At 40.3% G+C, this 14,768-nt stretch carries 13 protein-coding genes; 3 read left to right on the top strand and 10 right to left on the bottom strand.

What is annotated here, in order from left to right:
- The first annotated feature begins 58 nt into the window (after positions 1 to 58).
- From ACUN24_RS10490 to ACUN24_RS10480, 3 genes are read left to right on the top strand one after another with little or no spacing between them, the layout of a single operon-like run.
- The gene (locus ACUN24_RS10490) at positions 59 to 2,488 is read left to right on the top strand and encodes a penicillin acylase family protein (protein ID WP_445562449.1); all 2,430 of its coding nucleotides are present in this window, start codon (positions 59 to 61) and stop codon (positions 2,486 to 2,488) included.
- A 6-nt stretch (positions 2,489 to 2,494) separates the two neighbouring features.
- Positions 2,495 to 2,854 carry a hypothetical protein gene (locus ACUN24_RS10485; protein WP_132395112.1) on the top strand — a complete coding sequence of 120 codons (360 nt, stop codon included), beginning with the start codon at positions 2,495 to 2,497 and terminating at the stop codon, positions 2,852 to 2,854.
- 19 nt (positions 2,855 to 2,873) lie between these two features.
- The gene (locus tag ACUN24_RS10480) at positions 2,874 to 3,857 is read left to right on the top strand and encodes a LuxE/PaaK family acyltransferase (protein WP_445562448.1); all 984 of its coding nucleotides are present in this window, start codon (positions 2,874 to 2,876) and stop codon (positions 3,855 to 3,857) included.
- A gap of 3 nt (positions 3,858 to 3,860) precedes the next feature.
- On the opposite strand, the gene ACUN24_RS10475 is transcribed toward ACUN24_RS10480, so the two are convergent.
- The 10 genes from ACUN24_RS10475 to ACUN24_RS10430 form a co-directional block, all read right to left on the bottom strand.
- On the bottom strand, positions 3,861 to 4,298 hold the full coding sequence (locus ACUN24_RS10475; protein WP_121282329.1) for a Fur family transcriptional regulator: 438 nt from the start codon (positions 4,296 to 4,298) through the stop codon (positions 3,861 to 3,863).
- A gap of 20 nt (positions 4,299 to 4,318) precedes the next feature.
- Positions 4,319 to 4,768 carry a hypothetical protein gene (locus tag ACUN24_RS10470; protein WP_315422957.1) on the bottom strand — a complete coding sequence of 150 codons (450 nt, stop codon included), beginning with the start codon at positions 4,766 to 4,768 and terminating at the stop codon, positions 4,319 to 4,321.
- The gene (locus ACUN24_RS10465; protein WP_445562447.1) at positions 4,765 to 5,202 is read right to left on the bottom strand and encodes a hypothetical protein; all 438 of its coding nucleotides are present in this window, start codon (positions 5,200 to 5,202) and stop codon (positions 4,765 to 4,767) included. Before ACUN24_RS10465 ends, ACUN24_RS10470 begins: the two co-directional genes overlap by 4 nt.
- Entirely contained in the window at positions 5,199 to 5,636 is a 438-nt protein-coding gene (locus ACUN24_RS10460) for a hypothetical protein (RefSeq protein WP_445562446.1), read from the bottom strand. The genes ACUN24_RS10465 and ACUN24_RS10460 overlap by 4 nt, the downstream gene beginning before the upstream one ends.
- A 16-nt stretch (positions 5,637 to 5,652) precedes the next feature.
- The gene (locus ACUN24_RS10455; protein WP_445562445.1) at positions 5,653 to 6,867 is read right to left on the bottom strand and encodes an ABC transporter permease; all 1,215 of its coding nucleotides are present in this window, start codon (positions 6,865 to 6,867) and stop codon (positions 5,653 to 5,655) included.
- Positions 6,867 to 7,493, bottom strand: a complete 627-nt coding sequence (locus ACUN24_RS10450; RefSeq protein WP_445562444.1) for an ABC transporter ATP-binding protein — start codon at positions 7,491 to 7,493, stop codon at positions 6,867 to 6,869. Before ACUN24_RS10450 ends, ACUN24_RS10455 begins: the two co-directional genes overlap by 1 nt.
- A complete protein-coding gene (locus ACUN24_RS10445) occupies positions 7,486 to 7,650 on the bottom strand; it encodes a hypothetical protein (RefSeq protein ID WP_193419798.1) in 165 nt (54 codons plus the stop codon). Before ACUN24_RS10445 ends, ACUN24_RS10450 begins: the two co-directional genes overlap by 8 nt.
- Before the next feature lie 6 nt (positions 7,651 to 7,656).
- Positions 7,657 to 8,049: a MerC domain-containing protein gene (locus ACUN24_RS10440; RefSeq protein ID WP_445562443.1), complete on the bottom strand. Its 393-nt coding sequence runs from the start codon at positions 8,047 to 8,049 to the stop codon at positions 7,657 to 7,659.
- A gap of 456 nt (positions 8,050 to 8,505) precedes the next feature.
- The gene (locus ACUN24_RS10435) at positions 8,506 to 10,062 is read right to left on the bottom strand and encodes a glycoside hydrolase family 43 protein (RefSeq protein WP_445562442.1); all 1,557 of its coding nucleotides are present in this window, start codon (positions 10,060 to 10,062) and stop codon (positions 8,506 to 8,508) included.
- Positions 10,063 to 10,470: 408 nt separating this feature from the next.
- Positions 10,471 to 14,613: a hybrid sensor histidine kinase/response regulator transcription factor gene (locus ACUN24_RS10430; RefSeq protein WP_445562441.1), complete on the bottom strand. Its 4,143-nt coding sequence runs from the start codon at positions 14,611 to 14,613 to the stop codon at positions 10,471 to 10,473.
- Positions 14,614 to 14,768: the final 155 nt, after the last annotated feature.

Raw genomic sequence — 14,768 nt, 5'->3', positions numbered from 1 at the left:
AGTAAACATAAACCGTCATTTTGCCCTATCTTAGCAGAAGACTTGTTAGCTAGCCATTATGAATAAAATTAAAGCCGTTTTCTGCATCATAATTCCGATAGCATTAGCTTTTTTATTTAATACCAAATTAGGCAGTACGCCTCCACTGTTAAAATTTCTAAATCCATTTATGGGTTTCTGGCAAAATGCAGAGAACAATCATTTTATGTTTAACCATAAAGCGAAGATTAAAGGTGCCATAGATAAAATCGAAATCGTTTTTGACGACTGCATGATTCCGCATATTTTTGCACAGAATGATCACGATCTGTATCTGGCACAAGGTTATGTAACCGCCATGCATCGCCTTTGGCAAATGGATTTCCAAACCCGTTTTGCCGCGGGGAGAATTAGTGAAGTTGTGGGCGACAAAGCGATAGAGGTAGACCGGTATCAACGCCGGATGGGTATGGTTTATGGCGCAGAAAACTCGCTAAAAGGTATGATGGCGGATCCCAAAGCAAAAGAAATGATCCTGGCTTACACCGAAGGGATCAATGCCTACATCAAAACACTTTCTAAAGCCAATTATCCCTTAGAATATAAAATACTCGATTTTAAACCCGAAAACTGGACACCTGTAAAATGTGCTTTACTTTTAAAACAGATGTCGGCAGTGTTAGCCATGGGTTCTGATGAATTTTACATGACCAATATCTTGAAAAAATTCGGCCCGGAAGTGACGAAAAATCTTTTCCCGGATTATCCTTTCCGCGAAGACCCGATTATACCTGTGGGCACAAAATGGGATTTCTCTCCACTACCAATCCCTAAAACGCCTGAAAGCTTCACTCAGGCTCAAACCGGTGAGGTTAAAACAACTGAAAAAGTAGAAGGTATTGGCAGTAATAACTGGGCATTATCTGGTACTAAAACTGCGTCAGGATATCCGATCTTAGCAAACGATCCCCATTTAGATTTAACACTTCCATCAATCTGGTACCAGATTCAGCTACATGCACCTGGTGTAAATACTTATGGTGTTTCCTTACCTGGTGCCCCGGGGGTAATTATTGGCTTTAACCAGAAAATAGCCTGGGGTGTAACCAATGTTGCTGCTGATGTGCTCGATTTCTATCAGATCAAGTTTAAGGATTCGAGCCACAATGAGTATTGGTATAACAATAAATGGAAAGCCACTACCAAAAGATTAGAAACCATTAAAATCCGCGGCGGGAAAGATGAAATCGATACCGTTTACTACACCCACCATGGGCCGGTGGTATATTTTCAAAAACCAAAATATGGCAGGGCCGATAACGTACCTGTTGGCGATGCCTTGAGGTGGATAGCACATGATGAATCGAATGAACTCATGACTTTTTATTACCTCAACCGCGGCAAGAACTATAACGACTACCGCAAGGCTTTAACTTTTTATACGGCACCAGCGCAGAACTTCGTTTTTGCCAGTATAGATAATGATATTGCCATTACGCCAAACGGAAAATTCCCTTTAAAATGGAAAGATCAGGGTAAATTTATATTGGATGGTACCGACCCTGCGTACGATTGGCAGGGATGGATCCCAAATTCTCAGAATCCAACGGTTAAAAATCCGCCACGCGGTTTTGTGAGTTCAGCCAACCAGTCTTCAACCGATACCACTTATCCATATTACATTAACTGGGAATTTGCACCATACGAGCGGGGCAAGCGCATCAACGACCGTTTATCGGCGATGAACAAAGCCACTTTAGACAGTATCCGTCTGATGCAGACCGACAACTATAGTATTGTGGCGCAAAACCTGATGCCTGCATTATTGCCATTACTGAACAATGAACAGTTAAATGCCACACAAAAAGAAGCATTGGCTTACCTTAAAAAATGGAACAAACGTTATGATGCACACGAAATTGCAGCCAGTGTATTCGAAATATGGACCAAACGCTTATCGTATGATATCTGGGCAGATGAATTTGAAGTGAAAGGCATTCCGATGCGTTATCCCTCAAGAGACCGTACGGTAGAGATGATTTTGAAAGAGCCCAATGCAACCTGGTATGATAATATCAAGACCAGCAAAAAAGAATCATTATCTGATCTGGTTAACGAAGCTTTTAAATATAGCTGTGATAGTTTGGAAAGGCGCTTTGGGCCAATAAATAAAGATTGGGACTGGGCAAATGTAAAACAGACCAATGTACCACACCTGGCCAAAATACCTGGGTTCGGCTCGAAGATTTTACAGATTGGTGGCAACAAAGGCACTATTAATGCTTTGAACGAAACCAATGGGCCTTCATGGCGGATGGTAATTGAACTGGGTAAAACGCCAAAAGGGCATGGTGTTTATCCAGGTGGCCAATCGGGTAATCCCGGAAGCAAATTTTATGATAATATGATCGATACGTGGGCAAATGGTAAATTGTACGATCTGTTTTATATGCAAAGTCCTGATGATCAATCGGGCACGGTTATTTCTCGTTTAAAAATTTCTAAATAGGCTAAAATGGTTTTCATTGTTATATTAATAATCTGTTTCCTTCTACAAATGATTGCCCCCTGGTGGATCATCATCGTCATATCTTTTGCCACTTGTGGCATTATCGGCAAAACAGGAAAAATAGCCTTCTGGCAGTCCTTCTTTGCTATTTTCTTACTTTGGATCGGTTATGCCTTATTCAAAAGCCTGCCTAACGATAATGTACTCGCTGGCCGTGTAGCGGTAATGACGGGTATTAAATTGTGGTGGGCATTGTTATTGGTTACCGGCATATTAAGTGGTTTAGTAGCCGGAATTAGCGGTTATTGTGGCTATCAGTTTCGAATGGCTATGCTGGCTAAAAAAACTGACGAGAAAATAGCATAATGCTTTGTACTTTTGCGTTGTGAATTTAACAGCTAACGACATATTTTCTGTAAAAGATAAAGATACATTTAACGCCCTTGCCTTAAACATTTTTAAGCTACAGGCGCAAAATTGCAATGTTTACCGCGAATATATCTTTCACTTAGGTGTTGATGCCGATGCAGTAACCGAAATTACAAAGATCCCTTTTTTACCCATCAGTTTTTTTAAAAGCCATTCTATTCTAAGTAATAATGATCCTGTAGAAATTACCTTTAGCAGTTCTGGCACAACGGGTATGGTGCAAAGCAGTCACCATGTAACCGATGTAAAACTATACGAACAAAGTTATCTGCAGGCTTTTACGGATTTTTATGGAGATGTTACCGAATATTGCTTTTTAGCGCTTCTCCCATCCTACCAACAACGTTCTGGTTCATCTTTGATCTACATGGTGAACGATCTGATTGAGAAAAGCAGACATCCACAAAGTGGTTACTTTTTGTATAACCATGATGAATTGCTAAAAACCCTGCTGGATCTTAAATCAAAAAAACAGAAAACCGTTTTAATTGGTGTTACTTATGCCTTGCTTGATTTTATTGAAAATTTCGATATCGATTTTCCTGAACTTATTGTAATGGAAACCGGCGGAATGAAAGGGAAACGTAAAGAAATGGTACGCGAGGAGCTTCATGAACAGTTAACTAAAGGATTTGGCGTAAAAGCTATCCACAGTGAATATGGAATGACCGAGCTCCTTTCTCAGGCTTATTCTTTGGGCGAAGGTATTTTCAACTGTCCTGGCTGGATGCAGGTTTTGATTCGCGACACCAATGATCCTTTGAGTTTAATTAAAAATGGCAGAACCGGGGGCATTAATGTAATCGATCTGGCTAATCTCAATTCTTGCTCATTTATTGCCACACAGGATTTGGGCAGGATCAATCCTGATCAAAGTTTTGAAGTACTGGGCCGGTTTGACAATGCCGATATCAGAGGATGTAATCTTTTGGTACAGTAATTCTTAATTTACCTTATCCGAACAACTGGCGCATAAACCCGTGGCAATTAGATTAAGACGATCTACTTTAAACCCTGCCGGAACTTTTAATGCCGGAATTTTAACCGTATCCAAACAGTAAATTTTGTGGCAGTTATCGCAGTTAAAATGCACATGTTCATCATGATGCTCGTGCGCACTGCAGCCATCAGAACAGATGGCATAATTGGCGGTTCCCTGCTGATCTAAAACTTTGTGGATAATCCCTTTTTCTTCAAAAGCCTGCAAAACGCGGTACAAGGTAACACGGTCTGCATCTTTTCCCATCACCTGCTCTAAATAAGGCTGTGATGTTGCAGAATCTCTCCCACTCAAAATCTCCAGCACCTGTAAACGCGGGGCTGTTCTTTTTAGTCCATTCTTTACCAAAAGTTTTTCAAAACGCGAAGTATTATCTTCCATAGCAATACAAAAATAAGTAATTAATTAATGAGTTTGGCATTTTTAATGGTTATTGGTGGCTTGTAACTCGCATCTTTTTCTTCTAATTTTAAAATTCCCTGTACGTGAATGGGTTTTTCACTATAAGGTACCGCACTTGCCATCTCTATCATAATCATTACCGGAATGCCGTTTTGTCCGCAAAAATAACATTGATTAATAGGCAAAGTGGCCAAAAGAAAGGTCTGCTGTTTCTGTCCGCTTTTTATAGGAATCAGGTAACCTGTCAAATCAAATTCCCTATTTTCAAAACGCCTGATTGATTCTGTAAACAGGGGCAAAAGTTCGTTCTTTTCGGTAAGTTCAAATTTCACCGAGCCAATTACATCCCAATTTAAAGAGCGTAACTGATCTTTTGGACTATGTTTTTGCGTTTGCGCATTGGCTGTACACACCGAAAACAGAATAAAAATGGCATATAAATATCTCATTGTTTTACAGCATCTAGTAGAAAAAAGACAGACCGGCTGTCGCCAGAATCGTTAATTATAAATTTCCCCCGAAGGGTAATGGGCTCTTCTGTCCAGTTAATGGGGTTTAAAGTCTTCACTTCTATCATCGAAGGGATATCGCCTGTACCACAATATGGGCAGGAGGCAACAGGTACGATAGAAAACATAAACTCGCTGAAGCTATTGCCAACTTTTGTGGGAATAATAAAGCCAGGAAGTTCAATTACCTTATTATGGATGGCCTTTAAAGCGGGAGGAAAAACGGCCTGCCAAACCAGGGGCTTTACCTGCTTGTCATATTTTAAACCGATAAGGTTCCAGGTGGGCGTGCGCATTTCGGTATGTACATTTACCTGCGCAACAGCCGTAAAAGAGATCAATATCAATAAAACCGTTATATATTTTTTTTTCATAACTGTTTTGCATTTAAAAGAAAAAATTCGCTCCGGTCATCGCCCGAATCGTTAATGATAAATACCCCTTTAAGTTTGATTGGCTTTTCGGTAATGGGAATAGCTGTCATCATTTTTACCTGCACCATTGATGGAATATCGCCTGAGCCACAATACGGACAGGAGGCAATGGGCACAATAGAGAACATAAATTCGCTAAATTTCGATCCTACTTTTGTGGGAATGATGTAACCGGGCAGCTCGATAACCTTATTGTGTAATGCCTTTAATGCCGGTGGAAAAACGCTTCCCCATTTCTTTGGCGCAATTTCGGCATCATACCTTAAACCTATCAGATTCCAGGTAGGCGTGCGCATGTCGGTATGTACCTTAACTTGCGCCGCTACTACGTGGATAACTAAACAAGAAACAACCAATAAAATCAATTTCTTCATTGCACAACCTTCTAGTTTACCTGTCTTTGGTTAAAGTTTGAGCAATATCAACTTTGTAAATCTGCATAGCAGGAATAAGCGAAGCAAAAGCACCTATAACCAGCCCAATTAGGATTAAATACATCTCTTGCGGAACTGCAGTAAGCCCCGTTAATTTTGCCTGCGAAGATTCCTGGTAGCTCCCGATTAACTCGAGGGCAGCATGCCCGATCAGTAATCCCAAACAGGCACCGATAAAAGTTACCAAAACGCCTTCAAACATAACCAGGAAAAATAGTTTCGATTTTGATGCGCCCAGGCAACGCATAATAGCCAGATCGTATTTCCGTTCTTTCATCGCGTTATAAAGGCTGATAAAAATACTCAGCGCTGCAATCCCCATAATAAATATGGCAAACCATTGCAGGGTATCTATTCCAACGCCAATGAGCGAAAACAGCCTTGCACTTTCCATCGCCGGAGAGGCGGCCTGCATGTTTGTACTCTGGTTAACCATCCGCGGAAAAAGGATAACCGACATTGGCGATTTATACTGAATCAGCAAGGCAGTAATCTGCTTATCATTAATTTCTTTGGCTTCTTCTGCAGCGGAGTGGCTATGGCCTTCAGCATGCTTCTCTTCATGCATTTTATACACACTGCCAATATTGGTGAGGATCAGATTATCGGTTATATTCCCCTGTGGTTTTAAGATCCCCTTTACCTGGTAAGCGTGTTGTTTATGAATATCTCCGTTGCCGGTTAAACCATGTGCACCGAAAAAAGAATCGCCAATCTTCAGCCCCGATGTTGTGGCAACAGTGCTACCTAGGGTTACTTCTAAATCTTTTTGCCAAAAACTACCCTTTTGGATAGATAAACCATAAAGATTGGAGAAGGTACTATCAGTACCAACAATCCGGTAACCATTATAATTATCGCCCAACGCCAACGGAACGGCTCTTTTAACCATCGGGTTGTGCATCAATTTGTAGGCATCTTTGGCCGGGATATTTCCCGTTGGATAATCGATATGGTAAACACTGCTTAGTATCAATTGTAATGGACTTCCTTTTGCTCCTACAACCAGGTCTATATCCTTAGCATTTTTTTCCAGCTTATTATTAATCTGTGTAGAAGCCAAAAAGAGAATTGACAGGATGCCCACACCAAAGGCGACTAAAATGATATTTAAAACTGTTGTGAGTTTATTCCTGATGAGGTTCTTGCTACTGATTTTAAAAATATTCATTAGAGTAGATAAGTTTTAGTAATGTGGTCTTGAACCCTCCTGTCATGTGTGGCAATAATCAGTGCAGCACCGTTATCTTTAGCCTGGGCAGTCAGCATCTGAATTACTTGACTGGCATTTTCATCATCTAAGCTAGAGGTAGGTTCATCTGCAATCAATAGATCAGGCCTGTTTACCAATGCACGTGCCACCGAAACCCTTTGCAACTGTCCCTGACTTAATTCATCAGGATAATTTTCAGCCAGTTCGGCGATATCCAGATCAGTTAAAAGCGAAAGGTTTCGTTCATGATCTATTGGCAAACCAGCCATTACCGCAGCAAGTTCCAGGTTATCGAGCACATTAAGAGAACGAATAAGATGGGGCCTTTGAAAAACGATGCCAATATGCCTCCCCCTGAATCTATCCTGTTCCCGTGCAGGCAAAGTATACAAATCGGTTCCGTTAATTAAAACTCCACCCTGGCTTGGCTTTAAAAGACCTGAAATAATATTAAGAAGTGTGCTTTTGCCACTTCCTGATGCACCCAGTAGAAGCCATTGTTCCATATCGGCAATTTCCCAAGATGGAAATTTTAAGCGTCTCCCCTTATCATAAACATGTGCCAAAGCGTTTACCTCAATCATGATGTGCTGCTGTTTGTACTTTTTTAATAACCAGGTTTTTTATGGCATAACGCCTGTAAAGTTCAATTCCATCGTTTGTACCATGTTTACAGGCCGGATTTAACATGGCAATAAACGATAACGCAGTGATAAATAATATTTTGTAATTCGTTGACATAATTAACTATTGATGACCCAATGGGCAGGATTTAAGCATTCGTAAATTAATATAATGTGCAGCAGCAATGATAAGACCGCCAATAGGGATCAAGATTGGTTCTAATGGTTCAATGCCCGAAAAATGCCCCAATGCAATACATGCAAAGCCGGCAATAAGTACCAGAATTGGCATCATACGGCGATGTTGTTTGCGGTATGCCGAACTTAAACTCCAGATACCAACAATCAATGAAATGGCAATCATGGTTATTTCAACCGCCTCATTGGCCAGGAAACCCATTCCCCACATCGGTAAAACAGTAATTAAAAATGGCAATGCAGCGCAATGTATGGCACAAAGTGTTGAGGCCGTAATGCCTATCCTGTCGAGGTTGATTTTAGAAGTCCGTTGTTTCATTAAAATAAATTTAGCGCACAAATATAAAAGCAATTTAGTTGCACTAAAATAATTAACGCTTCATTTGCAACATAATTGCATTAAAATGATAAAGAAAATTACCAGGAACGGATTAAGCGGTTGCAGTAGTGGTGACCAAGCCGCTTAATACGATGTTCAGAAATAAATAAGATTTTAGATTAGACGCGCGTATTAGCTTACGCAATGGCCACATCACTCATGGACATTAGTTTACGAATTCAATTATGAAGACGTTCATAATTGAATTACCCACATTCCATTTTAGAGCTAAAAGCCAAATGCTTGCTTAATGCAAACACTAACTGAGAAAAATTAAACAGCTTAAGGAGTCTATTCAAATGAAGATCCAATTATTGATGTATTGCTGCAAAGAAGGCCATCTGAATGCTGATAATTTAGCTAAACTAAACTCAAAAGATCAGGCAAAAAACTATTCTATTTTGCTTCAATTCTAAAATAATCAAAGTCAACATATCCACCAGCATTTTCGGTCGCGTAATTAAACAATCCAAAACGATATCCTATAAAATGCGGAAGCGTATACGACATTTGCAGCGGCTCCCCTATAGATTTCCAGGTTTTGCCATCGAAGCTGTAAGAAAAATAACCTTTATCTGTTCGGTTCTCAAAATCACATCTTGCTTTGAGATAAATGGTTTGCTGTCCGGCCGGAACATCTTCACCAGTTACAGTACCATTTTGGGCGCTTACGGCAACCACCGTTTTCTTTGATCCTGTGTGTTTTACGCCAACCCAACCAAATTTGCGCTGCAGCAGCATCAGTCCGGCCTGGTCTCCGGCCTTCATACCGGAGATATCAATTAAAGTGGTTCCGGTTGATGCCGGTCCGATGGTACGCTGGGTTAATGTATTGCGTGCCAAAAGAATATTAGTGTCCAATCTTGAAGTGGTAATCCGTAAAAATCCCGGGCGTTTAGTTACTGACCAAAATGCCGGGTCTGGATTGTGGTTCCATTGCCATACCAGCGGAAGCAAGGGGTCGCCCTTTTTGCGGGTAAATTCATCTGATGCTACAATTCCGGGAATTAAGCCTTTGCTAACCGGAAGTTCCAGTGTTTCCGGAACTTTACCGTTAATGCCGAGTACCGGCCACCCATCTTGCCAGTTAACCGGAACTAAATACGGAATGCGTCCAACGGATCCGAAATCTCTAAAAAGATAAGAAAACCATTTCCCCTCTGGTGTACTAATTAAACCGCCTTGTGCAACACCTTGATCCTTAAGCGCTACCTGCCCTTCATATGGCCCTGTAAGTTTGTCGGAACGATGTACAACAACCGTACGCATCCCATTTCTTGGCCAGGTGATGTTAAAAATATAATATTTTCCATTAATTTTAAATAGTTGGGAACCCTCCGCTGGTAATCCGGCACCCGTACCTGCCGGAAGGCTTGCGTTTTCGATGATCGTTACAGGTTGCGTATTGGGTTTTATTCCAGATAAATCTTCCTTTAACTCCACGAGGGTAATTTTTCCAGTCCCGTATACCATATAAGGTTTTCCATCATCCTCAAAAAACAGGGAATGGTCGTGCAATGAAGGTTTAAACGATGTTAGCTTCCATGGGCCTTTTTCGATATCTTTTGTACTGTAGATGTACGTTTTGCCGGTAGTGCCAGAAAAAGTGCTTACATAATAAATGCCTTTATGAAAACGAAGACTACTTGCCCAGGATCCCCGCCCGTAATCCCACTTTCCATTAGATAAGGTTAATTCATCCGTATTTCCGAGGGTATCGTAAGCGTAACTTACAATTTTCCAGTTTACCAAATCGGTTGATTTCATGATCGGTACACCTGGATTCATGTGCATCGTGGTGCTGCTCATGTAATACACTTTGCCTACTCTGATCATCGAAAGATCGGGTACATCGGCAAAAATGAACGGATTTGTAGCTTTTTGCGCATTAACATTAACTGTAGCAATTAGCAAAAAAAAGAGCGATAATGTAAATAATTTAAGATTCTTCATACAGGTTAGTCAGCATTTCAATTTGCACTGCGTTTATATTCGGTATTCAAAGCTATTCAAAAATATACAGATCAATGGACGGCTTTGTTCAAATGTGTGTGACGAATGTTTTTAATTGAATCAATCCGGTTACAGAAAACAATCAAACTAAATGTATTGGTAAAATTACCGAGACATCGTATTCTTTAAAGGTAGCAACTCCATCAACATAGTTCAAAGATTTCTCCATTTCGCTGCGCTTCAGTCGAAATGACGAAGATTTTTAAATCTATTATTGATAGCGTAATGAATTGCTTTTATAATGCGTTGAAATGGTCTTCGACTACGCTCAGACTGACATACGAATTAATTTTATTTAATTTTAAACAGGATCTCTGTGAGCCATTTAAAGAAAGTCCATATATATATTTAAACCTTCTCGCGTTTATCTTTTCGTTTTGCATTAATATATTCAGATGGAAGCATATTAAACTGGGCTTTAAAAAGCTTAGAAAAATAGCTTGGCGTACCAAAACCGGCCATGTATGCAATTTGTGCAACGTTATAATCACTTTTCTCCAACAGCTCCACGGCCCTTTCCAGTTTTACGGACCTGATGTATTCAATTGGCGTTAATCCCGTAATTTCAAGTAGTTTATGATAAAGTGAACCCCTGCTCATTCCCACATGCCTGCTCAGTTCCTCTACCGAAAGTTCCGGATTATTAAGTTTTTCATCAATGTATTGAACAATTTTATTCAACAATTTAACTTCGCCAGACTCAATTTCGATTTCTTTAGCCTGTACCTGCACTTGTTTGGAATATGCATTTTTAACGGAGCGGTTAAACAACAATAAATTGTCAATCTTTGCATGAAGGATGTCAAAATTAAAAGGCTTGGTAAGGTAATCGTTGGCGCCTGACTTTAAGCCTTTAATCTGGTCTTCCTCTCCGCTAATTGCGGTAAGCAAAATAACCGGAATATGGCTTGTTCTTTTATCTGCTTTTATTTTCTGACTAAGCTCAATGCCATTCATTTCGGGCATGCTAACATCGGTAACCACCAACTGAGGGTGCCCGGAAAGTGTTTTTTGCCAACCCTCTTTTCCGTTTGCCGCCTCTATAATCTGATAAAAAGGCTGTAAGCTATCTTTCAGGTAAAATCTAAATTCCTCATTATCTTCTACCAGTAAGATTGTAGCCATCTTACTCTCGGCAGTTACCGATTCTCCAAAAGCTTCGTCCGTTCCTTCGTCTGTTAGACTGTCAACTGAATCTTCAATTTCTTGATTATGCTCTTCTTTCTCCACGTCAACCGGCATCGAAACCAAAAATGTAGTGCCTTTTCCAGGTTCGCTTTCTACAGTAATCTGTCCGCCGTGCAGTTCTACAAACTCTTTTACAATCGATAATCCAATTCCACTTCCTTGATTTAAAATAGCCGTTTCATTGTTATCCATAAAAAAACGATCAAATATCCTGTCTTTACTTTGATGTGCAATACCTATCCCGGTATCTGAAACTGCAATACAAAATACAGGTTTTACCTGATCGCCAGTGGCCCTGATGAACATGTTAAGGCATACTTCACCACCTTCTTTTGTAAATTTAAATGCGTTAGAAAGCAGGTTAAATATAATCCTTTCCATTTTATCCTGATCAAATTGCGTTTTCAGGCTTTTGATATCGCTGTTAATACGAAGTGAAATTTTCTTGCGTTCGGAAAGATCCTGGAATGATTCTGCAGCTTCACGGATAAAAGTAATGAGATCGGCCTCATTCAGGTTTAATTTCAGTTCCTGTTCTTCCATCTTTCTAAAATCGAGCAGTTGATTTACCAGATTTAAAAGTCTTCGGGCATTTCTACGGATCATCTTTACCTGACCGGCTACGGAAGACTCTTGTTTAACGGCAAGCAACTTATCAACAGGTGCTAAAATCAACGATATTGGTGTTCTAAACTCATGACTTAGGTTGGTAAGAAATTTGATCTTCTGTGTATCCAACGCATGGGCACGTTCGGCATCTTTTCGTTGCCGCAGTATTCTTTCTTCTGCATTGACCTGAGCTTGCTCTATGGCGAGCTGTTTTTTGATGCGCTGAATTCCTCTTCGGCGAATGGCAAATAGAATTGTCCCCGTTAAAACTACATAAAAAATATAAGCGTAAGTTGTCCTCCATATAGGTGGCTGTATGTGAACAGAAATTGAAGTAATTTTATTACTCCAAACGCCATCGTTGTTACTTGCCCTTACTTGAAAAACATAATCTCCGGGATCCAGATTCGTGTAATAGGCGGTCTTCTCTTTACCAACCTCATTCCAGCCCTCATCCAGGCCAACCAGGCGATAGGAATAGTGGTTTTGCTGCGGAGCTGTGTAATTAAGTGCTACATAACTAATTGAAAAATTTTGTCCATAACTTAATTTAATGTCTTTTGCGAAACCTATTTGCTCCTGAATGGGTGACTTTTCGCCAGGGAGCACAACGGTATTTGAGACCTTTAGTTCGGTAAGCAGCACGTTCGGAACCACAGTATTGGTAGGCAATTGGAGCGGATTAAAATAGTTGAAACCGTCTTGCCCTCCAAAATAAAGTTCGCCATCTGAAGTGCTGATTCCGGAACCCAATATGAAAGGACTGTCTTGCACGCCATTGGGATGCCCGAAGTTTTTTATTTTTTTTGTTTCAGGATTAAGGCAACTGATGCCGTTATCGGTGCTGAGCCAGATCAATCCGTCTTTTCCTTCCAGTATTTTGTAAACAATAGCGTTAGACAATCCGTTTGTTTCGTTAAAATTGGTAAATTTTCCAGTACGGCGGTTGAAAAGATCGAGCCCTGCACCATCAGTTCCGGCCCAGATATTTCCTTTACTATCGCATAACAAGCTTAATACCACATCGTTGGAAAGCCCGCTATTTGCTTTCCGATATACTTTATATTTTCCGTTACTACGCTGAAACACAGCTATTCCAGTTCCGCTGGATGATAGCCACATATCGCCATAATGATCTTCTACAATGGCCCGTATAAAACCATTGCTAGGGAGCAGCATAGGTGGCAGGGATTCAGTACCATATTGCGTAAATGAATTCGTCTTATAATCGAATACATTAACACCAGTTCCGTTTGTACCAATCCATATTAAACCCTTACTATCTTCTTTAATAGCGAAAATTTCATTTTGGCTAAGATCAGTTGCTGATGGCCCCGCCAGGTATTGCTTGTAGGTTTTGGTTTTGGAATTATAGGCAAATAAGCCATGTTGATACGTCCCTACCCAAAGCGTGCCCCTCGAATCAAGCATTAAGGTAAGTATAGCCAATGGATTCCTGGAAAAATCAATTTTGCTCTTCATGTCAACGTGCTCGAACACACCTTGATCACGATCGAAAAAGTGTAACCCTCCTCCATCAGTACCTACAAATATTTTTCGTTTCGAGAATTCGGCAAAGGAGGTAACAATCGGTGATGACAGTCCTTTGGGATCAAACGGACTGCTATGTTTTAAGTTAAACAGTGCTAAATTTGGATCGAACTTATTAACGCCACCTTGATAGGTTCCTAGCCAGATAATGCCATTATTAGCCATACAGATACTTCTAACAGACTTATGGCTAAGGCCAAAGGATTCGCGTTTGTTGGGACGAATATTGGAAAAAACCTCTGTGGCGGTATTGAAAATAGTTACCCCGTCTTCGGTCCCTAGCCACAATTTACCACCTTTTTCTAATCTGGCAGCATAAATAATGTCGTCTGAAAATAGCCTGTCACCCGATTGCAAAAAGGATTTGAAATGCTTTTCATCATCTAGCAACATATTGAGGCCATTATTGGTACAAAAAAATATCCGCCCCTTTTCATCCTTCACAATAGTTCTAATGAAATTATCAGTGAGGCTTGAGACGTCATTGGGATGATGGATAAATTTCTGGGTGGCACCGCTGGTTAAATTGAGCGCCAAAAGCCCAACATTGGTGCCGATCCATAACTTGTTGTCGTTACCCTGAAGAAAAGAAAGTACACTGGATCCATTGCCCATTAAGGCATTTATCCCGACGTTTTTTACCTTTAACGTTTTCGAATTAATCACCCGGTATCCACCAAAGGTGCCTACCCATATATTCCCGCTTTTATCTTCGTAAAGTGTTAATACATTGAAAGGGGTGTTACGATTCGGGATCCCCTCCCCAACAAATGATTTAAATGTATTTTGCTTAGCATCGTAATAAGCCAAACCACCCCCGTTTGTACCCACCCAAAGCCTTCCCCTCCCATCTTCTAAAAGTGCTGAGATATTGTTAGACGGAATGCTTGAGCTATCGCCGCTTTTGGTGGTATAAACAGTAAAATTGGTACCATCGAACTTATTTAACCCATCGCTGGTGCCAAACCACACAAGTCCATTATGATCTTGAAGTATCGTATTTACAGTATTTGAAGAAAGACCATTTTTAGTATTAAGGGTAATGAAATTGGGATTATTTTGTCCCCTTGCGATAGTGGAACTCAATAACAATATCACTAAAATTGACATTGCACCTGTAATCAATACTCGTTTTAACATCATAATAATAGATTCACGCTTTAGCGATCTGGATTGTGATTGTATTTGTGCAGGACTGCTTAGTTGACGTGGGTATGTTACAGCGAAAGATAAGTTTTACGATCACACTTATGAACTCTGCGAAATATAGCAATATATAATTTCCGACAAAATATGGG

Source organism: Pedobacter sp. WC2501 (genome assembly GCF_052682415.1).
Note: the sequence above shows the minus strand (reverse complement) of the source record. Positions and strands in the feature narration are given on the sequence as shown.

Bases quoted from the DNA above. Each gene is read 5' to 3' on its own strand.
- ACUN24_RS10460 (WP_445562446.1), bottom strand. From the start codon at position 5,636: ATGAAGAAATTGATTTTATTGGTTGTTTCTTGTTTAGTTATCCACGTA.
- ACUN24_RS10440 (WP_445562443.1), bottom strand. From the start codon at position 8,049: ATGAAACAACGGACTTCTAAAATCAACCTCGACAGGATAGGCATTACG.
- ACUN24_RS10455 (WP_445562445.1), bottom strand. From the start codon at position 6,867: ATGAATATTTTTAAAATCAGTAGCAAGAACCTCATCAGGAATAAACTC.
- ACUN24_RS10435 (WP_445562442.1), bottom strand. From the start codon at position 10,062: ATGAAGAATCTTAAATTATTTACATTATCGCTCTTTTTTTTGCTAATT.
- ACUN24_RS10470 (WP_315422957.1), bottom strand. From the start codon at position 4,768: ATGAGATATTTATATGCCATTTTTATTCTGTTTTCGGTGTGTACAGCC.
- ACUN24_RS10465 (WP_445562447.1), bottom strand. From the start codon at position 5,202: ATGAAAAAAAAATATATAACGGTTTTATTGATATTGATCTCTTTTACG.
- ACUN24_RS10490 (WP_445562449.1), top strand. From the start codon at position 59: ATGAATAAAATTAAAGCCGTTTTCTGCATCATAATTCCGATAGCATTA.
- ACUN24_RS10485 (WP_132395112.1), top strand. From the start codon at position 2,495: ATGGTTTTCATTGTTATATTAATAATCTGTTTCCTTCTACAAATGATT.
- ACUN24_RS10475 (WP_121282329.1), bottom strand. From the start codon at position 4,298: ATGGAAGATAATACTTCGCGTTTTGAAAAACTTTTGGTAAAGAATGGA.
- ACUN24_RS10430 (WP_445562441.1), bottom strand. From the start codon at position 14,613: ATGATGTTAAAACGAGTATTGATTACAGGTGCAATGTCAATTTTAGTG.
- ACUN24_RS10450 (WP_445562444.1), bottom strand. From the start codon at position 7,493: ATGATTGAGGTAAACGCTTTGGCACATGTTTATGATAAGGGGAGACGC.
- ACUN24_RS10445 (WP_193419798.1), bottom strand. From the start codon at position 7,650: ATGTCAACGAATTACAAAATATTATTTATCACTGCGTTATCGTTTATT.